Origin of the sequence: Levilactobacillus parabrevis (assembly GCF_044051715.1) — a bacterium.
Taxonomy (GTDB): Bacteria; Bacillota; Bacilli; order Lactobacillales; family Lactobacillaceae; genus Levilactobacillus; species Levilactobacillus parabrevis.
On sequence record NZ_CP168688.1, the window covers coordinates 1,699,159 to 1,718,589 of the forward strand.

Annotated in this window: 12 protein-coding genes, 18 tRNA genes and 3 rRNA genes; 4 read left to right on the forward strand and 29 right to left on the reverse strand. The window is 47.9% G+C overall.

Annotated elements, in window-relative coordinates; genetic code table 11:
- Positions 1-518: 518 nt before the first annotated feature.
- Positions 519-1,157, forward strand: a complete 639-nt coding sequence (locus ACEPSU_RS08010; protein WP_395321015.1) for a phosphatase PAP2 family protein — start codon at positions 519-521, stop codon at positions 1,155-1,157.
- Positions 1,157-1,723: a class I SAM-dependent methyltransferase gene (locus ACEPSU_RS08015; RefSeq protein WP_395323345.1), complete on the forward strand. Its 567-nt coding sequence runs from the start codon at positions 1,157-1,159 to the stop codon at positions 1,721-1,723. The genes ACEPSU_RS08010 and ACEPSU_RS08015 overlap by 1 nt, the downstream gene beginning before the upstream one ends.
- Before the next feature lie 268 nt (positions 1,724-1,991).
- Here ACEPSU_RS08015 and ACEPSU_RS08020 read toward each other — a convergent pair whose 3' ends face one another.
- From ACEPSU_RS08020 to ACEPSU_RS08050, 7 genes are all read right to left on the reverse strand, one after another.
- Positions 1,992-3,320, reverse strand: a complete 1,329-nt coding sequence (locus tag ACEPSU_RS08020) for a glycosyltransferase (protein ID WP_395321019.1) — start codon at positions 3,318-3,320, stop codon at positions 1,992-1,994.
- A 14-nt stretch (positions 3,321-3,334) separates the two neighbouring features.
- Positions 3,335-3,844 carry a hypothetical protein gene (locus ACEPSU_RS08025; RefSeq protein WP_395321021.1) on the reverse strand — a complete coding sequence of 170 codons (510 nt, stop codon included), beginning with the start codon at positions 3,842-3,844 and terminating at the stop codon, positions 3,335-3,337.
- A 1-nt stretch (position 3,845) separates the two neighbouring features.
- A complete protein-coding gene (locus ACEPSU_RS08030; RefSeq protein WP_395321023.1) occupies positions 3,846-4,649 on the reverse strand; it encodes an EAL domain-containing protein in 804 nt (267 codons plus the stop codon).
- A gap of 221 nt (positions 4,650-4,870) precedes the next feature.
- Positions 4,871-7,237, reverse strand: a complete 2,367-nt coding sequence (locus tag ACEPSU_RS08035) for a hypothetical protein (RefSeq protein ID WP_395321025.1) — start codon at positions 7,235-7,237, stop codon at positions 4,871-4,873.
- 475 nt (positions 7,238-7,712) lie between these two features.
- On the reverse strand, positions 7,713-8,441 hold the full coding sequence (locus ACEPSU_RS08040; RefSeq protein WP_260338858.1) for an adaptor protein MecA: 729 nt from the start codon (positions 8,439-8,441) through the stop codon (positions 7,713-7,715).
- 147 nt (positions 8,442-8,588) lie between these two features.
- The gene (gene spxA / locus ACEPSU_RS08045; RefSeq protein WP_020089744.1) at positions 8,589-8,996 is read right to left on the reverse strand and encodes a transcriptional regulator SpxA; all 408 of its coding nucleotides are present in this window, start codon (positions 8,994-8,996) and stop codon (positions 8,589-8,591) included.
- Between the two features lie 202 nt (positions 8,997-9,198).
- Positions 9,199-9,939: an MBL fold metallo-hydrolase gene (locus tag ACEPSU_RS08050; protein WP_260338857.1), complete on the reverse strand. Its 741-nt coding sequence runs from the start codon at positions 9,937-9,939 to the stop codon at positions 9,199-9,201.
- 121 nt (positions 9,940-10,060) lie between these two features.
- Between ACEPSU_RS08050 and ACEPSU_RS08055 the strand changes: the two genes are divergently transcribed.
- On the forward strand, positions 10,061-10,573 hold the full coding sequence (locus ACEPSU_RS08055) for a monooxygenase (RefSeq protein ID WP_395321028.1): 513 nt from the start codon (positions 10,061-10,063) through the stop codon (positions 10,571-10,573).
- A gap of 92 nt (positions 10,574-10,665) precedes the next feature.
- Positions 10,666-11,883: a DUF2075 domain-containing protein gene (locus tag ACEPSU_RS08060; protein ID WP_395321030.1), complete on the forward strand. Its 1,218-nt coding sequence runs from the start codon at positions 10,666-10,668 to the stop codon at positions 11,881-11,883.
- A 101-nt stretch (positions 11,884-11,984) separates the two neighbouring features.
- On the opposite strand, the gene ACEPSU_RS08065 is transcribed toward ACEPSU_RS08060, so the two are convergent.
- The 22 genes from ACEPSU_RS08065 to ACEPSU_RS08170 all read right to left on the reverse strand — a co-directional run bounded on the left by ACEPSU_RS08065 (position 11,985) and on the right by ACEPSU_RS08170 (position 19,417).
- Positions 11,985-12,058, reverse strand: a tRNA-Asp gene (locus ACEPSU_RS08065).
- 5 nt (positions 12,059-12,063) lie between these two features.
- Positions 12,064-12,137: transfer RNA gene (locus ACEPSU_RS08070), tRNA-Met, on the reverse strand.
- A gap of 22 nt (positions 12,138-12,159) precedes the next feature.
- A tRNA-Glu gene (locus ACEPSU_RS08075) sits at positions 12,160-12,232 on the reverse strand.
- A gap of 9 nt (positions 12,233-12,241) precedes the next feature.
- A tRNA-Ser gene (locus ACEPSU_RS08080) sits at positions 12,242-12,329 on the reverse strand.
- 4 nt (positions 12,330-12,333) lie between these two features.
- A tRNA-Ile gene (locus ACEPSU_RS08085) sits at positions 12,334-12,408 on the reverse strand.
- 6 nt (positions 12,409-12,414) lie between these two features.
- Positions 12,415-12,485 (reverse strand) — tRNA-Gly (locus ACEPSU_RS08090).
- Between the two features lie 21 nt (positions 12,486-12,506).
- Positions 12,507-12,579: transfer RNA gene (locus ACEPSU_RS08095), tRNA-Phe, on the reverse strand.
- Positions 12,580-12,631: 52 nt separating this feature from the next.
- Positions 12,632-12,705 (reverse strand) — tRNA-Asp (locus tag ACEPSU_RS08100).
- A gap of 2 nt (positions 12,706-12,707) precedes the next feature.
- Positions 12,708-12,781, reverse strand: a tRNA-Met gene (locus ACEPSU_RS08105).
- Between the two features lie 18 nt (positions 12,782-12,799).
- A tRNA-Ser gene (locus tag ACEPSU_RS08110) sits at positions 12,800-12,889 on the reverse strand.
- Between the two features lie 29 nt (positions 12,890-12,918).
- Positions 12,919-12,992: transfer RNA gene (locus tag ACEPSU_RS08115), tRNA-Ile, on the reverse strand.
- A 14-nt stretch (positions 12,993-13,006) separates the two neighbouring features.
- Positions 13,007-13,080: transfer RNA gene (locus ACEPSU_RS08120), tRNA-Met, on the reverse strand.
- 28 nt (positions 13,081-13,108) lie between these two features.
- Positions 13,109-13,182 (reverse strand) — tRNA-Pro (locus ACEPSU_RS08125).
- A 6-nt stretch (positions 13,183-13,188) separates the two neighbouring features.
- A tRNA-Arg gene (locus ACEPSU_RS08130) sits at positions 13,189-13,262 on the reverse strand.
- A 44-nt stretch (positions 13,263-13,306) separates the two neighbouring features.
- Positions 13,307-13,378 (reverse strand) — tRNA-Gly (locus tag ACEPSU_RS08135).
- Positions 13,379-13,387: 9 nt separating this feature from the next.
- A tRNA-Thr gene (locus ACEPSU_RS08140) sits at positions 13,388-13,460 on the reverse strand.
- A 46-nt stretch (positions 13,461-13,506) separates the two neighbouring features.
- A tRNA-Lys gene (locus ACEPSU_RS08145) sits at positions 13,507-13,579 on the reverse strand.
- Positions 13,580-13,582: 3 nt separating this feature from the next.
- Positions 13,583-13,655, reverse strand: a tRNA-Val gene (locus ACEPSU_RS08150).
- 7 nt (positions 13,656-13,662) lie between these two features.
- Positions 13,663-13,779: ribosomal RNA gene (rrf, locus tag ACEPSU_RS08155) — 5S ribosomal RNA — on the reverse strand.
- A gap of 75 nt (positions 13,780-13,854) precedes the next feature.
- Positions 13,855-16,773, reverse strand: a 23S ribosomal RNA gene (locus ACEPSU_RS08160).
- Between the two features lie 217 nt (positions 16,774-16,990).
- Positions 16,991-18,556: ribosomal RNA gene (locus tag ACEPSU_RS08165) — 16S ribosomal RNA — on the reverse strand.
- The 16S, 23S and 5S rRNA genes sit together here with 18 tRNA genes alongside, the layout of an rRNA operon.
- 471 nt (positions 18,557-19,027) lie before the next feature.
- Positions 19,028-19,417: a CvfD/Ygs/GSP13 family RNA-binding post-transcriptional regulator gene (locus ACEPSU_RS08170; protein WP_020088289.1), complete on the reverse strand. Its 390-nt coding sequence runs from the start codon at positions 19,415-19,417 to the stop codon at positions 19,028-19,030.
- Positions 19,418-19,431 lie beyond the last annotated feature (14 nt).

A 19,431-nucleotide genomic window follows, 5' to 3' on the forward strand; every position in this document is an offset into this window, starting at 1 on the left:
CGTGCCACAAAAAAAGCCCCCAGCAGCCCAAAATGGGCTCCTGCAGGGCGTCTAAGCGCGGTACCACCTACATTTCCTCGAAACAACTTCGAGGCTCATTCCGGCTGATAACGTCGCCAAACGCCCACCTTGCGGCAGAAGTGACTCGGAGATAAGTTCGTCCCTGGAGTAACGGATTTGCAGCGACCATCCGCTTTCTAAATACCCACCAGAACTACTACTTCTCGTCAACGTCTTTGAATAATCAAATTATTTTCATCTTAGCAAACCACCCCCGGAAAAGCAAGGGCTTCACGGGATTCTTATCAGTTTTCTGGCTGGGACGGAACGACCGCGTTTTCGACGCCGTTAATTAAATCGTCGGGTGCTGTCCGCTAGCGGTTTCTCCTGAGCGATGTGCTATACTGAATAGGATTGATTATCGAAAAAGTAATATCGATGCTCATTTACTCAAAAGTGATGGCCATGAATCATTTATGACTCGCGACAATTTTGGCCTTATAAAGGAGGCGACCCTCGTGCCACCCATTTCTAAGCTTCGCTGGCGGTTCACCATGGCCGCTGGAATTGTTTTTTTACTCGATCTCATTGGTGTCGTTTATCAACAAAGCTGGCTAGCTACGTTTGACCGCACCATTATCAGCTGGGTTCGCCAGCCGTTGCCACATGGCTTGACGCAGACAATCATCACTATTACTAAGAGTGGCAATCCACAGCCAGTGACCTGGGTAACCCTACTGATCATCGCTGGCCTGGTGATTGCCCGGCGGTATCGTGGCGCCCTCTTCCTTGGCTGGAACGTACTGTTCTGGGCGGGAATCGGCAACAGTATCATTAAGCACGTGGTCCGGCGCGACCGGCCCACTGTTGACCGACTCGTTGCGGCCAGCTCCTACAGCTTTCCCAGCGGCCATTCCATTACGGCCATGTTGCTGTGGGGTACCGTGATTGTCCTGATTGGCTGGTCACTGCGCCGGCATACCGGCTGGCGGTGGCTACTCATTGGTGTGCTAAGCCTGTGGATCGTCATCATCGGCCTGTCACGGGTCTACGTGGGGGTCCACTACCCTAGCGATGTGGTCGCCGGTTGGTCAGCGGGCTTCGTCCTGTTGACGGTTACCCAATGGTATCTAACGCGTTACGGAGATGATTTATAATGAACTTACCTAATGCTTTAACTTACAGTCACGCCCTGCTCAGTGAATGTGTCGGCCCCGGCGATACGGTCGTCGACGCCACCGTGGGGAACGGCCATGATACGATTTTTCTAGCGAGTCTGGTCGGCAAAACGGGCCATGTGATTGGCTTCGACATTCAGGAGGCGGCACTCAAGGAAACACAGACGCAGTTGACGTTGACGGGACTGGCATCTCAGGTCGAGCTTCATGCGACCGGCCACGAACACGTTGGGGATTACCTCACGGCTGAAACGCCAGTGAACGGAGCCATCTTCAACTTGGGCTACCTACCAGGCGGCGACAAGTCACTGATCACCCAGCCAACCACGACCCTGGCAGCTGTGACCGAATTGCTGAAGCATCTGCCGCGTGGTGGTCGGATCATTCTGGTTGTCTACTACGGTCATCCCGGCGGCAGAGCGGAGCGGAATGCCGTGGTGGACTTCTGCCAGCAGTTGCCGCAAAAGGTCTATCAGGTGCTACAGTATGGCTTCATTAACCAGGTGCATAATCCCCCGTTCTTACTTGCGATTGAACGGCGGTAAACGATTCTCTCAAATTTTTTATGATACTAATAAAGCCGGTGTGTCCCATTAAAATTGGGGATACACCGGCTCTTTTAATATTACCCTTTAGCTAGCCACCATTAACCAGATGTCTATTTGTAGTCAAAATACTTTTGTACCATGCCCCCACAACCTTTACAAACACTTTACACACGGGCATCGGCAAACATGGTATGCTATCGGTATATACCAAATTGCAACGACTAAAAATGATTGGCTTACTACCACTTGCCGCAATGTTTGCATCTTATTTCTTCATCGACTGCCGCTTGGGACTGACCCAAGTTCCCGAACCAAATCCTAGAATGGTCTTCAATGCCGGAATAAAGGTCATAACCACCGTGATGGGGTTGACCATCCAATAAAAGAGCATGTACAGCGGCGCAAAGAAGAGATACTTCATCTTGGCGCCGTGGTGATCCAACAGTAACGCCGCCAGTAACTGCATGAAACCGGCGAACATTTCAAACGTCACGAAAATGAACGAAATCACGATACCATGCATCAACCGCTCGTAGTTCCCTGTCAGCAGGAAATACAACATCAACCCAACGAAAGCAACCGACGTAATCGTGAAGAAAAACGACCAAATGATTGATAGCGTGGAATCCACAAACATCGACCATTGGTACCGGTGTTCAACGGGATGTCGCAGAAACTTTTTAATATTAGTCAACCAGACCTCAGTTCCCCCCTGTGCCCACCGTTTACGCTGGTGGTAGAGGTCACGAATCGTTTCCGGCACATTCATATGAAAGATGATATTTGGGGCAAAGCGTGGCACGGCGCCCAACATCTGGTGGTCCCAGGCAATACTGATGTCTTCCGTAGCGCGGTTCTGCCGAAAGCCGCCGACGTCGATCAAGAAATCTTTCTTGTACAACGTGTTGGCCCCGCTGTAAGCGTACATCGAGTCGTTGACGGCGGTCTGACTACGTTTAATAACGCCCACGATACTGGTGAACTCCACGGTCTGAGACTTGCCCAGCAAGGTCGTTCGATTCTGAACATCCATGTTGGCGGTCACGGCTGACGTGTTCATATCACGATCCCGCATGAAGAAATTCATATATTTCATCAGCGCGTCCGGTTCTGGAATCGTATCGGCATCATTGCTAAGGATATACTCCCCCTTGGCAAAGTACATACCAATGTTAAAGGCGTGGGCCTTTCCCTTATTCTTCAGAATCTCTACCGTCCGTAACCGCGGATACTTCTCCTGCAATCGCGTGATAATCGCTCCGGTCTTATCGGTCAACCCATCGTTCATCACTAAAACTTCAAAATTCTCGTAATTCAGTTCTTCAAATAAGTAGGTAACCGTTTCCTCAATCATAACTTCCTCATTGTGCGCAGGGATCATAATCGTGACCATTGGCTGATATTCTACTGGAATGTATCTGGCAGCAGCTGCCGTGTCCCGCTTATTAGTCTTCAGGAAACGGTAAGAGAGTGCACCGGCGAACCAAAAGAAGGAACCGACCACGGGATATAGACACAAGATTAACAGAAAAACATTAAAAATTGTTTTTCCCACAGTCGCCCGTAGAATACTGTCAATAAAGATATTGGACACGCCGATGACACCTCCTACTCGTCTAAATCATTTAAATCGTGTTGCTCATACAATTGATGAATCTGATCCGTATCTAGATTCTGTTCTGGCTTAACCTGGTAGTGCCGGACATTCTCTCGAAATTCCTGGTCACCGAATCGTTCGTCCATGAACTTACCGAGTTGCGTCTCACGCTTGCGCTGATTAATGGGATTAAATGTCGGCCACTGTTCAACGACCCGATCACGTTTACGGTTCTGGATGATCGTCATCCCCACCGCAAACAGGGATACGAGCACAAAGGCAAACAGGAGCAGAACTCCAATGAATTTAATTTCAAAAATCCCCTCATTATACGACCAGAGGTGAATAATTTTTGGATTATAAGATGCCCAAAAGGACAACACGGTAATGATAACGGGGACAAACACGCAGACCCAACCCAAGAGGCCAATTAGGGTCTGCCGAATCTTTAATCCCCAGTGGCCCTTCTCAAAGTACGCATCCGAATAAAGTTGTTGCCGACCTTGCTTTTTATCACGCACACTAACGCCTCATTCCAGGATTACTGGGCCGGGCAAAAAGATAGCCCTGCCGCGTCTTAATTTTTAACTGATCTGCGAGCTGCTGGTCCTGCTCGTCTTCAACCCCCATCAAGATTAACTCAATGTGGTTTTTCTGTGATAGCTGATTCCAGAACTGCAAGTTAAGATCCAACCATTCGTTGGGATCAGTCTTGCGGAAGCTCCGCATGGAACACTTCAGTGAATCAACTTCGGGCAAGATCCATTCGATACTCTTCAAGTTATTCAGGGATGATCCCACGTTATCAATCCCAAAGCGCATGCCGTACTGCCGGGCCTCACGAATACGCTGCCGAAACACCCAGCGCTTATACTTTGGCTGATTGGCCGTAGCGGTGAACTCCACCGCCAACTTCATTGGTGCAATCCGAGACAGTGCCCAGCGAACGAAATATCGGAAGTCTGGACTGATGATCTGGTCATACTCCAGATTAATTGATAACATAATCGGTTCCTCAGGCAAAGCTTTGAAGGTGTCCGTCAGTAGAAAAATAACCCGTTGTAGTGGCAACGAATCTAGGTTCTGTGGCAACGACCACGAATCGTCCCACTCATGTTGACGGAGAAGGCACTCATATCCGGTAGTCTGACCCCGAAAATCGACCTGCTTTTGAATGAAGTAACGCAACTCGATCTCATCGTTTTCCAGATAATTGTTTGAATTTTTCCGCGAATACCAATAGTAAATGATAATGGTGAGCACGACAATCACCGCCATAGCGGCTGTTGCCCACAACAAGTAACTCTCCAATTGTTCTAAGCTCACGCGCGCACACCTCCAGATTCTATTTTAACAAGCCATCCGTCATTCTTAAAATGATTTGCAGAATATAATTTACTAGCTATCTAATTAGTCCGCCAAATAATTATAGCAGGTTAAGCTTAAAACACCAGTGGTTTTCCACGTTAACTTTTGGTTAAGCTCAGCGATAACGATTACACAAAAAAATCCAACCTCGGCTGAAGTTGGATTTACAACACAATTTATCAATTTACTTTTGGCACTGACCCTAGTGTCCATGTGATCTCACCAATATAGTCGTCGCTGACGGCTCCCCCATTGACATCGAGAAGAATGCCAGAATCATTAGTCCAATCACTAGCGATATTGGTCTCAGTTGGCGTACCAGTGCTCTGCGGACTCGTCATGATTGGTGAATCAACTGTATTCAGAGTCGTCACGTCATCACCATTTTTGTAAATCAAATTACCATCCAGTGCCTGACTAGGCACGTTGACACTATGCATCCCCGTAGTCCGAGCGGAAAGTGTCCACGCCCCAGATGCCAGGGAACTATCGACATTCAAACTCCAAGGGCCGTTAGAATCATCCCGAGAAATTGTTGTGCCCTTCCCAGTTAGAACGGTCTTTTTAAAGATGATTTTACCACTGGTGGCACCAAAGGTAACGGTCCCACCATGGAGCTTGGCGGTATCTTCATCCGTGTACCCACTAGACACCGAGCTAGTAGCAACTACATCGACTGCCGTATCACCTGCCGGAACTTTATCTACAGGAATAGTAAAGCTATAGCTCCCATCGCCATTCTTCACAATAGGAATTTTATCAGAGTCAATATCAGTTACTGTTCCGTCTTTAGAGGTCAGCCGAGCCGCAACTTTGGTATTCTCGGCTGTCACTTTGGTATCGTTAGCAGAAAACGTCCCCGTAATCTTAGCTGGCGTGTTTGCATTAACATTAATGTTTCTAGAATCTTTGTCGATACTCATACTAAAGGATCTCGGATTAATTTCAAACGTATTACTCGTAGCAGTTGCAATAGCATTTTTCCCACTAAAGTAAGTCGTATTCGCCACATCTTGTGCCGATACATTCTTAGCTTTCCCCTCAAGCGTAATCACCGCTTGTTTTCGGGCATCACTCAAAGCATTCACACTAACGTCCAACTTATTATTGCTAATACTGCTCGTATTGAGAGTTGAGCCCTCAGAACCATCGGAGTAGGTGATTTGTCCTTGATCCCAATCAATATTTGCCGGAAGGTTCAAAGAACTCTTAATCTCAGACCAAGGATTTTCGCCATTTTCATAATTCAATTTATAAGTTAATTTTACACGATCATTACCGCCAATCGGATGAGTTGAATCAGCGGAATCTCCCGTTTTTTCATCTTTTAAGTCCGTAGTCGCATTAACCTCCGCTTGATTAGGTACCTGTTCGAAAACAACCATACTAGTCTCTGTTCCATACCCAGCCGCCTGATTACTATTAGTTGGAGCTCCCGTCGATCCAGTAAAGCCCCAGTATACTTTACTATTCTTTGTAGTTAGGCCCATTTTTGTTAGATCAATTTTTTCCTTAGCAAACCACTGCGTATTCTTCTTCGCCCCAGTAGAAGGATTCTGATCATCAAAACTATACATCATCGTTCCTTCCGTAGAATCACCGGTTGGCGCCGTGTAATCAATAGTGATATGATGCCAAGCACCATCCGAAATGAAGCTATTATCAGCTCCATCTCTGAGCAAGCCCTCATGTTTCTGACCATAGTAATAATAATTACCAGGATTCCTAGGCATCACTTTCAGGGATGAGAAGTAACCATTGTATCCAGAAACTGGCCCCTTAGTGTAATACGTATCATTATCATTTGGATATCCCATTGCAATGTGCTGGCCCTTAATCTGTTGTGTAACCTGCTTTTCATTAGTTGAATCAAATCCCCAACCATTAAAGGTCGTCTCACCATTAGAAGTTCCAACCTCACCAATATCAAAAGCATCGGGACCACTATCGGATAAGTTCCAGCCCAAGCTCGGTATCGTTTGGTTAGCATGCGTATCAAACTCAAGTGCCCAACTATTAGGGATGGCCGTACTTGCAATAGGTGTTTTTGAACTCGTCGACTGTGGGTCGACTCCCCAGACGCCAAGTGACTCGCCACTTCCCGAGATCACATTGGATCCAGATTTTTGAAGTACAAACGCGAACCCTGCCCCCGGAAGATCGCTATCCGTCATGCCACCATTAGCGTAGACCCACATCGATGCCCGTTGGTTACGTGATAAATCAAAATTAGGTTCACTAGACCATACAGCACCATGTGCATCTACTACACCATAGGTCGTCAATCTGACCCCGTCGGCATTTGTACCCTTTATAACATCCCCAGAGTTGATCACCGTTTTTCCTGCTGTATCTTTCAAATCTCCAGGAACCGTAAAATAATTCTGATCTTTAACCTTTAATCCTTGCGGCGCATGGCTCAAGACAGTTCCAGGGTCCGTATAATAAGCTTCCCCTACAACCGTATTCCCGAAAACGCCCAGCCCAATTCCAGCCAGCACGGCTCCTGCAACCGTTAACATTTTGCTTATCAACTTCATCATCAAGACTCCCTTCACCCGACCCTCATCAGGCAAAACTCTCGGCGCAACCCTAGTCAACCCATGCGCCACTTGCGACTCATTCAACATTTTTATTTCTTATTATTTTGGTGGGTGATGGATTTGCTAATCTGCCACAGTCCCCAAATGATTATGGCTAGTATTACCGGTTAACTTACTAGGCTATCCAGTAATCATCATTCCACCAAGTGTTAACTTGTATTGTTAAATATAGTATAGCATCGAAACGAAAAAGTTCCAGTACTAACATAAAATTAATTATAGAGTGATAAGTGGGTGTCCCTAATGTATCGGTGTTTATAGGCTATTCAAGTTATCTCAATGTTTTTTCATTTCAGTCTCACCAGTCCGCTATTGGCCACTTTTAAAGAACCGTAACGTCAAGTACACTGAGATTTCTAACAAATAAAAAAACGCTAAACCTCCTGACTTACAGAAGGTCTAGCGTTCCCAATACAGACTAATCACTTAAAAAGTGGAACCGCGTCAGTTCAAGTGCACTGTGTTCCATGATCATTTTCCCGTGTTCGGCCAAAACGTCCGGGGCAACCTTGGTGCTGTCACCATATTCGTACGCAACCGAGAGTTCATCCTTAATGGATTCGCGAGATGACTCGTTGACGAAGAAAATCAATTCCAAATAGTAGACGCCTTTGTACTGATACAGATTCGACGCCGCATTTTCTAAATGCAGTACCCGTGCCAGACTAATCATGTCCTCGAACGTGTGTAACCGGACCACCCGCGTTGTCGTAGGTTGCCCGTCATCGTTCAAATAATCTTCGATGTCGTTCGAGTCACCGCTGGTCGTCGTTGACTTATAATTTGAGAAGAAATCCTTTTGCCCATCTTTTTCCAACAAGTGGGCCTTAATCTGGTCCGACACTTGATCGGGGTGATTGCTGTCGACACTAGCGTCCGTGACGTTCACATCCGTAGCATCGTCCTCATCCGCATTTTTACTGATAAACAATTCAAGACCATTGCGATTTGGTAGTACCTGGAAGGTAACCGCATCGTTATCTTGAAATTGGTGGTCAACATCGACCTCTTCCAGAATACTATAGAAGAAGCCTTCGATTTGTTTGTGGTTGCCCAACAGATCCAAGACGGTAATACCGCGTTCGCTCAAATCATCGTTGCCAATGACCACCCGAATCGTGTTTTCATTGATTCGTTCCATTTCCATTGAATAACACCCCTTTCTCGTGGGTTTGGGTATTGTCCTTGTTACTCATTCTAGCCATTTTATTTTACTTGTAAAGTAATGATAACAAAAAAACTGGACTGCAAGTAATATTCTCTCACAAATCCAGTTAGATGCAACTAATTAAGCTTATTCGTTACCATTAACTAATCGTTGGGCCCGAGCGAGCTCTAATTCCCGAACTTCACGGGGCAGGAAACGACGAATTTCCTCTTCGTTGAAGCCAACTTGGAGTCGCTTGTCGTCCACCATGATCGGTCGGCGTAGAATTCCTGGATTCTTGCGAATTAAATCGTAGAGTTGCCGCAACGGCAAGTCGTCTAAGTCGACCGTTAAATTCTGATACACCCGTGAACGCTTAGAAACAATCTCTTCGGTACCATCCTCGGTCAGCCGCAGAATTGATTTAATCTGATCTACGGTTAAGGGTTCGGAGAAGATATTCTGTTCACGATACGCGATACCATGTTCTTCAAACCAAATCCGAGCCTTGCGGCAAGATGTACAACTGGGTGATGTGTAGAGCGTGACTGTCATAATCTTTTTCCTCCCTTGCCTTGTATAAATGATTTAATAAACTCATTATACAGCATTTCAGAAGGATTGAAAGACTTTTTCAACAATAATCTAATTAACAGTATCTATCCATTTGTATATTAATCCCGGAAATAATGACTGTAATTAACACATGTGTCAATGACTAGTTGACGTACAATTAATTTATAGCGAATAATTCTTATTAGATTTTATAAATGGATTGAGGCTTAACGACTTCGACTGGAATTGCCTCACCAGCCGCTTCCTGGGCCTCTGCTGCTAACTGCTGCAGATCCCCAGTTTGTGGTAAATGGGTCAACAGAAGCCGCTTGACACCAGCATGTTTGGCCAATTCACCCGCTTGGGTTGACGTCAGGTGCCAGGCCGTCCCCTGATGGTTGGCATAGAAGTTGGTATCGGCCAGCAAAACATCCGCCGATTTTGCCCAATCCGTGAGGCCATCGAATGCCGCTGTATCCGCAGTAAAGGCCAACGTGGCCCCTGTCGCCGTCTCAGTGATGCGTGGCGCATATGCTGGGACTGGATGATGGGTTGGCAGAAAGTCGACCGTTAACGGACCTAATTTGAGCGTTTGCGCTGGGTTATACGCTTTACCCACCGTTGAATCGGGCCAAGTCAGGCTACCAAAATTCAACGGATCGGCCGTGTGCCCATAGATAGGTAAGCGTGGTTCCGCCTTATCCCCTTGGGCCAGCTGCCATTCATACTGCAGGACCCCCAGATCGGCCGTATGATCGTGGTGGTAGTGCGTCAGTAGCACCGCATTTAATTGTAGTGGACTCAGTTGCTTTTCCAAGGCCAATAACGCCCCACTCCCACAGTCCAACAGCAGATGGTAATCTCCACTCGTGATCAAGTAGCTACTCGTGCCGATACCGTTGTGCGGGTAGCCCCCGTAACAGCCTAATACAGTCAATTGCATCGAATCATCCTCTCGTTTTGTTCTGTTCCTAGTGTAGCGCGCCAGCCGTAGAGTGTAAACGTTTCGCATTTGCCAGTGAGACCCTTATAATAGAAGTGAAACCAAGTCAGGAGGGATGAGCATGCTTCATCAATTATCTTTAACGTTTGGGAGTAGAGATCTGCTGGATAGAATTGTGAAACGCAACCCGGACCGCCAGTTTGTTCTGTTAGCAGCTACCGGTGGGGCCAAAGATCTACAATTACTGGATATTTCGGACCAGTCGAGTGTCTTCACCAGCCATCTGGACTACGAGGTCAAGAGCGAACACGGTCAGCCAAATTGGCACGGCTTCTTCAGTTTCAACTACTTCACCCTGGATGTTGAAAGTGGCAAGGTTTTCGAAGGCGAGGTCAACAAACTCGCTGCCGAACCTCTGCCTAATGGGATGACAGCCATGCTGGTCCTGTCAAAATTTAAAAATAGCGGTGAATACGTCCTGCTGACCATCTGGGATAGCAGCGATGCCTTCATGATCTGGCGGCGATCCGCAAAATTCTCGCCATTCACCAAGTACGCGACGACGTTGAATAACTTTCACGCCGCCACCTACCAGATGGCACCACCAGAAAAACACGATTCACATCACGCTTAACGTAAGCCCTTCAGTTGATGGAGGGCTTTTCATTTGGCCAAACTTCGCGTTACAATAGGCGTATTCATCCTTTTTAGAAAGTAGGCGATGGTTTGCGTAATCAGCCAACCAATGCAGCAACAGCTAAAATTTCACCCGACCTCCCACTCACACCGGAGCAAGGGCAACTTGTTCAACAGATTCTGACCTTCACGACCAGTCACCTGAATACGGCAGGACCAGCCGTTTTCACCATTTACGGAGATGCCGGAACCGGCAAGAGTGTCGTGCTGTCTCACCTCTTCAATCGGCTTCAAGTTGCGGCGCGCACACAGACAACCTCTCCTCTCGCTGGCACCAAGAACTACTTTCTGGTCAACCACCCAGAAATTCTCAAAGTATACCGTGAGATTGCGGGCAATCACCCACACTTACTAAAGAAGGACTTCCAACGGCCAACCTCCCTGATCAATCAGATAGCCAAGGGTCAGGTACAACCTGACGTGTTAGTCATTGACGAAGCCCACCTGCTTCTATCACAGGCCGATCACTATAATAATTTCTATGGGAACAATCAACTCAGCTCACTCCTAGCGACAGCGAAGGTGATCATTGTCGTCTTCGATGAGACTCAGGTGTTACGAATGAAGAGCTTTTGGACGGAACAACGCTTAGCGCAACTCGTTGCCCCCTTCCCACACGCGACGTATCGCCTGACCCACCAATTTCGAATGCAGGCCAGTGATGACCTGGTCCGCTGGATCAACGACTTCACGCATCGACGTATTGGGCCGTTACCCACAGACGTTGGGACGGGCTATGACCTACGTGTCTTCGATGACGCCGAGCAGATGCGTCAGGCTGTGGTTCAACGAAATAATGAGGTTGGTCTTTCGCGCATCGTCGCCACTTCAGGCTACCCCTCGACACTGGACGGTGGTAAGCACTACGTCACGGAGGGCAAGTTCAGCTTACCGTGGGATCAATATAACTATACGAGTACCCCTTGGGCCGAATTGCCTCAAACGATCAATGAAGTTGGCTCCATTTACACCTGTCAGGGCTTTGACTTGAACTACGTGGGAATCATTCTTGGTCCCCCAGTGAGTCTAGACACGGACGACCGTTTACAGATTAACCTCGATCGTTACACTGATGTCGAAGCCTTTAAGAAACGTGACGACCTAACCGATCCAACCGAAATCACTCGAATTAAGCAACAGCTGATCTTAAACTCCATCAACGTCCTGATGAAACGTGGCGTTAAAGGGCTCTACCTCTATGCTCATGATTCACGTCTACGCCACTACCTCCACGCATCCACAGCTTAGTATCGCAAAAGGTGTCGCCACCCCCAACGGATGACGACACCTTCTTCATGGCTCTATTTAAGTAGCAAAAAAGCCTTCCCCAACAAGGAAGACTTTGTTCACGGTCCGTACGAGACTCGAACTCGTGATCTCCTCCGTGACAGGGAGGCGTCCTAACCAACTAGACCAACGGACCAAATATTGCGGGAGCAGGGTTTGAACCTGCGACCTTCGGGTTATGAGCCCGACGAGCTACCAGACTGCTCCATCCCGCGATAATATTAAATTTTGTAACAATGACCCGTACGGGATTCGAACCCATGTTACCGCCGTGAAAGGGCGGTGTCTTAAACCACTTGACCAACGGGTCATAACTAAACGGAGAAGGAGAGATTCGAACTCTCGCGCCGCTTCCGCGACCTATACCCTTAGCAGGGGCACCTCTTCAGCCACTTGAGTACTTCTCCATAATGGGCCTAAATGGACTCGAACCATCGACCTCACGCTTATCAGGCGTGCGCTCTAAACCAGCTGAGCTATAGGCCCATATAAAGCGGGTAACGAGAATCGAACTCGCGACAACAGCTTGGAAGGCTGTGGTTTTACCACTAAACTATACCCGCAATATAATGAGATATATTTAATGGCGCGGGACGGAATCGAACCGCCGACACATGGAGCTTCAATCCATTGCTCTACCGACTGAGCTACCGAGCCATTTGCCATTTAGATAATTATGGTTGCTATCCTCTGCTGACGAGCATAACAACGGTCTGTACGAGACTCGAACTCGTGATCTCCTCCGTGACAGGGAGGCGTCCTAACCAACTAGACCAACAGACCAATTGCGGGAGCAGGGTTTGAACCTGCGACCTTCGGGTTATGAGCCCGACGAGCTACCAGACTGCTCCATCCCGCGATAATATTAAAGTAACAAAGGAGGATGAGAGATTCGAACTCTCGCGTGATTTTACTCACCTGACGGTTTTCAAGACCGTTCCCTTCAGCCAGACTTGGGTAATCCTCCATAAAACAATACAATAGTCCTTCTGGTAATGGACCTTGTAGGACTCGAACCTACGACCGAACGGTTATGAGCCGTTTGCTCTAACCAACTGAGCTAAAGGTCCAGTCCAAGTCCAAATCGCGGCGGGGGGGATCGAACCCTCGACCTCTCGGGTATGAACCGAACGCTCTAGCCAGCTGAGCTACACCGCGAAATGTTAAATAAAATATTCTTATTTAATCGGGAAGACAGGATTCGAACCTGCGACCCCCTGGTCCCAAACCAGGTGCTCTACCAAGCTGAGCTACTTCCCGTTAAAATGCACCCAGTAGGAGTCGAACCTACAACCTTCTGATTCGTAGTCAGACACTCTATCCAGTTGCGCTATGGGTGCAAAAAACGTTACTTACTGATGATGCTTAATACCTTTCGGTACTAAGCGGAAGACGAGATTCGAACTCGCGACCCCCACCATGGCAAGGTGATGTTCTACCACTGAACTACTTCCGCAAAATTAAATGCCGACTAGAAGATTCGAACTTCCGACCCCCTGTTTACAAGACAGGTGCTCTACCAACTGAGCTAAGTCGGCATAGTCAGTATCATGTGTATCAAATTACTCATCGTCCGAAGACGAATGAGCCGTGACAGGCTCGAACTGTCAACCCTCTGATTAAAAGTCAGATGCTCTACCAACTGAGCTAACGGCTCATATGGAGGATACAGGGCTCGAACCTGTGACCCTCTGCTTGTAAGGCAGACGCTCTCCCAACTGAGCTAATCCTCCAAAAATCGCGTGGCAACGTCCTATCCTCGCAGGGGGCGATCCCCCAACTACTATCGGCGTGCTAAAGCTTAACTTCTGTGTTCGGCATGGGAACAGGTGTATCCTTTAGGCTATCGCCACCACACTATAAGAGAACTTCTTCCCTCAAAACTAGATATTATTCAATTATCTTCCATTCGGAAACAACCACGTTTTCAACTTGGTTAAGTCCTCGACCGATTAGTACTGGTCCGCTCCACGCCTCACGGCGCTGCTACTTCCAGCCTATCTACCTGATCATCTTTCAGGGGTCTTACTTCCATATAGGAATGGGAAATCTCATCTCGAGGCGAGTTTCACACTTAGATGCTTTCAGCGTTTATCTCATCCATACATAGCTACCCAGCGATGCGCCTGGCGGCACAACTGGTACACCAGCGGTATGTCCATCCCGGTCCTCTCGTACTAAGGACAGCTCCTCTCAAATTTCCTACGCCCGCGACGGATAGGGACCGAACTGTCTCACGACGTTCTGAACCCAGCTCGCGTACCGCTTTAATGGGCGAACAGCCCAACCCTTGGGACCGACTACAGCCCCAGGATGCGATGAGCCGACATCGAGGTGCCAAACCTCCCCGTCGATGTGGACTCTTGGGGGAGATAAGCCTGTTATCCCCAGGGTAGCTTTTATCCGTTGAGCGATGGCCCTTCCATACGGTACCACCGGATCACTAAGCCCGACTTTCGTCCCTGCTCGACCTGTCTGTCTCGCAGTCAAGCTCTCTTCTGCCTTTACACTCGACGAATGATTTCCAACCATTCTGAGAGAACCTTTGGGCGCCTCCGTTACTTTTTAGGAGGCGACCGCCCCAGTCAAACTGCCTACCTGACACTGTCTCCCACCACGATTAGTGGTGCGGGTTAGAGTGTTCACACAGCGAGGGTCGTATCCCACCAGCGCCTCACTCGAAACTAGCGTTCCGAGTTCTACGGCTCCGACCTATCCTGTACAAGCTGTGTCAACACCCAATATCAAGCTACAGTAAAGCTCCATGGGGTCTTTCCGTCCTGTCGCGGGTAACCTGCATCTTCACAGGTAATATAATTTCACCGAGTCTCTCGTTGAGACAGTGCCCAGATCGTTACGCCTTTCGTGCGGGTCGGAACTTACCCGACAAGGAATTTCGCTACCTTAGGACCGTTATAGTTACGGCCGCCGTTTACTGGGGCTTCATTTCTGGGCTTCGCCGAAGCTAACTCATCCACTTAACCTTCCAGCACCGGGCAGGCGTCAGCCCCTATACGTCATCTTGCGATTTTGCAGAAACCTGTGTTTTTGATAAACAGTCGCCTGGGCCTTTTCACTGCGGCTACACTTGCGTGTAGCACCCCTTCTCCCGAAGTTACGGGGTCATTTTGCCGAGTTCCTTAACGAGAGTTCACTCGCTCACCTTAGGATACTCTCCTCGACTACCTGTGTCGGTTTGCGGTACGGGTAATTAATCACTAACTAGAAGCTTTTCTCGGCAGTGTGACATCTGGCGCTTCCCTACTAAAATTCGGTCCTCGTCACGCCTTGTCCTTAGCGATAAGCATTTAACTCATCACCAGACTTGACGCTTGAACACACATTTCCAATCGTGTGCACACCATAGCCTACTGCGTCCCTCCATCGTTCAAACATGATTAACTAGTACAGGAATATCAACCTGTTATCCATCGCCTACGCTTCTCAGCCTCGGCTTAGGTCCCGACTAACCCTGGGAGGACGAGCCTTCCCCAGGAAACCTTAGTCATTCGGTGGATCAGATTCTCACTGATCTTTCGCTACTCATACCGGCATTCTCACTTCTAAGCGCTCCACTAGTCCTTGCGGTCTAGCTTCGTTGCCCTTAGAACGCTCTCCTATCACGCGACCTATTGGTCGCATCCATAATTTCGGTAACATGCTTAGCCCCGGTAAATTTTCGGCGCGGGATCACTCGGCTAGTGAGCTATTACGCACTCTTTAAATGGTGGCTGCTTCTGAGCCAACATCCTAGCTGTCTGTGCAACTCCACATCCTTTTCCACTCAGCATGTATTTAGGGACCTTAATTGATGGTCTGGGCTGTTCCCCTTTCGACGGTGGATCTTATCACTCATCGTCTGACTCCCGGATATAAATCAGTGGCATTCGGAGTTTATCTGAATTCAGTAACCCATGACGGGCCCCTAGTCCAAACAGTGGCTCTACCTCCACGATTCTTAACTCCGAGGCTAACCCTAAAGCTATTTCGGAGAGAACCAGCTATCTCCAAGTTCGTTTGGAATTTCACCGCTATCCACACCTCATCCCAGCATTTTTCAACATACACGGGTTCGGTCCTCCAGTGCGTTTTACCGCACCTTCAACCTGGACATGGATAGGTCACCTGGTTTCGGGTCTACATCAACTTACTGAAACGCCCGTTTCAGACTCGCTTTCGCTACGGCTCCGGTCTTTACACCTTAACCTTGCAAATTAACGTAACTCGCCGGTTCATTCTACAAAAGGCACGCTATCACCCATTAACGGGCTCTAACTAATTGTAGGCACATGGTTTCAGGAACTATTTCACTCCGCTTCCGCGGTGCTTTTCACCTTTCCCTCACGGTACTGGTTCACTATCGGTCACTAGGGAGTATTTAGCCTTGGGAGATGGTCCTCCCGGATTCCGACCACGTTTCACGTGTGTGGCCGTACTCAGGATACTGAACTGAGGGTCAACAATTTCATCTACGGGGGTATCACCCTCTATGCCGAGTCTTCCCAGACTCTTCGATTATCATTGACTTTGGTAACTCAAATGTTCAGTCCTACAACCCCAAAGAGCAAGCTCTTTGGTTTGGGCTATTCCCCGTTCGCTCGCCGCTACTTAGGGAATCGATTTTTCTTTCTATTCCTGCGGGTACTTAGATGTTTCAGTTCCCCGCGTCTGCCTCAACTCAAGTATGTATTCCCTGAGTTGTAATTACTGATTAAAGTAATTGGGTTTCCCCATTCGGAAATCTCCGGATCAAAGCTTACGTACAGCTCCCCGAAGCATATCGGTGTTAGTCCCGTCCTTCATCGGCTCCTAGTACCAAGGCATCCACCATGCGCCCTTCATAACTTAACCTAACGATTACTTCGTAATCGCTGATTAATTGAGTATTAGCGATATAAACTAATTAAAAAACTCAAAAATACGCAGTTGTTTCTCGGTTTTAATTATCTTAATAATTAAAGGAAAATAATTGATAATATCTAGTTTTCAAAGAACAAGTTTGAGGGTAGACCCCTCAAAACTGACCATTGTTTCGACAAAGTATGTGTAGCCTCCGTATATTCCTTAGAAAGGAGGTGATCCAGCCGCAGGTTCTCCTACGGCTACCTTGTTACGACTTCACCCTAATCATCTGTCCCACCTTAGACGGCTGACTCCCGAAGGTTATCTCACCGGCTTTGGGTGTTACAAACTCTCATGGTGTGACGGGCGGTGTGTACAAGGCCCGGGAACGTATTCACCGCGGCATGCTGATCCGCGATTACTAGCGATTCCAACTTCATGTAGGCGAGTTGCAGCCTACAATCCGAACTGAGAACGGCTTTAAGAGATTAGCTTAGCCTCACGACTTCGCGACTCGTTGTACCGTCCATTGTAGCACGTGTGTAGCCCAGGTCATAAGGGGCATGATGATTTGACGTCATCCCCACCTTCCTCCGGTTTGTCACCGGCAGTCTCACCAGAGTGCCCAACTTAATGCTGGCAACTGATAATAAGGGTTGCGCTCGTTGCGGGACTTAACCCAACATCTCACGACACGAGCTGACGACAACCATGCACCACCTGTATCCATGTCCCCGAAGGGAACGTCCTATCTCTAGGATTTGCATAGTATGTCAAGACCTGGTAAGGTTCTTCGCGTAGCTTCGAATTAAACCACATGCTCCACCGCTTGTGCGGGCCCCCGTCAATTCCTTTGAGTTTCAACCTTGCGGTCGTACTCCCCAGGCGGAGTGCTTAATGCGTTAGCTGCGGCACTGAAGGGCGGAAACCCTCCAACACCTAGCACTCATCGTTTACGGCATGGACTACCAGGGTATCTAATCCTGTTTGCTACCCATGCTTTCGAGCCTCAGCGTCAGTTACAGACTAGACAGCCGCCTTCGCCACTGGTGTTCTTCCATATATCTACGCATTCCACCGCTACACATGGAGTTCCACTGTCCTCTTCTGCACTCAAGTCTCCCAGTTTCCGATGCACTTCTCCGGTTAAGCCGAAGGCTTTCACATCAGACTTAAGAAACCGCCTGCGCTCGCTTTACGCCCAATAAATCCGGACAACGCTTGCCACCTACGTATTACCGCGGCTGCTGGCACGTAGTTAGCCGTGGCTTTCTGGTTAAATACCGTCAACTCCTGAACAGTTACTCTCAAGAGTGTTCTTCTTTAACAACAGAGTTTTACGAGCCGAAACCCTTCTTCACTCACGCGGCATTGCTCCATCAGACTTTCGTCCATTGTGGAAGATTCCCTACTGCTGCCTCCCGTAGGAGTTTGGGCCGTGTCTCAGTCCCAATGTGGCCGATTACCCTCTCAGGTCGGCTACGTATCATTGTCTTGGTGGGCCTTTACCTCACCAACTAACTAATACGCCGCGGGTCCATCCAGAAGTGATAGCCGAAACCACCTTTCAAACAGAAACCATGCGGTTTCTGTTGTTATACGGTATTAGCACCTGTTTCCAAGTGTTATCCCCTGCTTCTGGGCAAGTTACCCACGTGTTACTCACCAGTTCGCCACTCGCTTCATTGTTGAAATCAGCGCAAGCACGTCATTCAACGGAAGCTCGTTCGACTTGCATGTATTAGGCATGCCGCCAGCGTTCGTCCTGAGCCAGGATCAAACTCTCATCTTAAAGATGATGCTTGAATAGCTCATCGATTGTTGTTACTTTATTTTCATAAAAGCGAATTGACTTCGCAAATATTGTTTGGGTTTGATACCTAGTATCAAACCGCCCTACACATATTTGGTTTGTCGAAACAATGTTCAGTTTTCAAAGGTCTACCAAGTTATCAGAGAAGCAATCGCTCCGTGACAACTTTTAAAGTATATCATGTTGTGAAATTCGTGTCAACATCTTTTTTCAACTTTCTGAATATTTATTCAACATCCAAGAAGTAATGAATGACGGATAAAGCACGCCTTGACAACATAAATCATTCTATCAGTTGCTGTTTAACTCGTCAAGCATTAATTTCAAATTTGTATGACTATTCAATAATTTGTTATTTATGCATTGGCTGTCTCAAACAGCAACAGGTAATATCTTATCAATCATCCAACGATTGGTCAAGCATTTTTTCAAAAAATAAAAGCACCCTCCTTATGAGGATGCTTTCTCTTGATCCAAATGCCGCAACGCTTCGGCTTTCCAGCCCGCTAAACGGTCGTCAATTGGCTTAAATCCAATGTTGATCCGGTGGTTCGTCCAATAGTGCCGATGCTGATGTTCATCCGGTTCCGGCCCAAAGTCGACGTGCTCAAGGCACCGCAACGATAGACTAATCTTACCTGTGAACTCATCAATATCAAGAACGACCACGTTCACTTCCTGATTAACCTTCAAATAATCGTGAATGTCTTTGACGTAACCACAATGACACTCCGAGATGTGAATCAAGCCTTGACGGTGACCGCCGAGACTAACGAAGGCGCCATACGGTTGGATCCCTGTAATCCGTCCCGTTACCCTCTGACCAATTTTAAACGTCATCGCCACGCCTCCTA

What these genes read in the sequence shown, in the direction of transcription:
- spxA (WP_020089744.1), bottom strand. Translation starts at nt 8,996, where the DNA reads ATGACAGTCACGCTCTACACATCACCCAGTTGTACATCTTGCCGCAAG.
- ACEPSU_RS08040 (WP_260338858.1), bottom strand. Translation starts at nt 8,441, where the DNA reads ATGGAAATGGAACGAATCAATGAAAACACGATTCGGGTGGTCATTGGC.
- ACEPSU_RS08055 (WP_395321028.1), top strand. Translation starts at nt 10,061, where the DNA reads ATGCTTCATCAATTATCTTTAACGTTTGGGAGTAGAGATCTGCTGGAT.
- ACEPSU_RS08170 (WP_020088289.1), bottom strand. Translation starts at nt 19,417, where the DNA reads ATGACGTTTAAAATTGGTCAGAGGGTAACGGGACGGATTACAGGGATC.
- ACEPSU_RS08015 (WP_395323345.1), top strand. Translation starts at nt 1,157, where the DNA reads ATGAACTTACCTAATGCTTTAACTTACAGTCACGCCCTGCTCAGTGAA.
- ACEPSU_RS08050 (WP_260338857.1), bottom strand. Translation starts at nt 9,939, where the DNA reads ATGCAATTGACTGTATTAGGCTGTTACGGGGGCTACCCGCACAACGGT.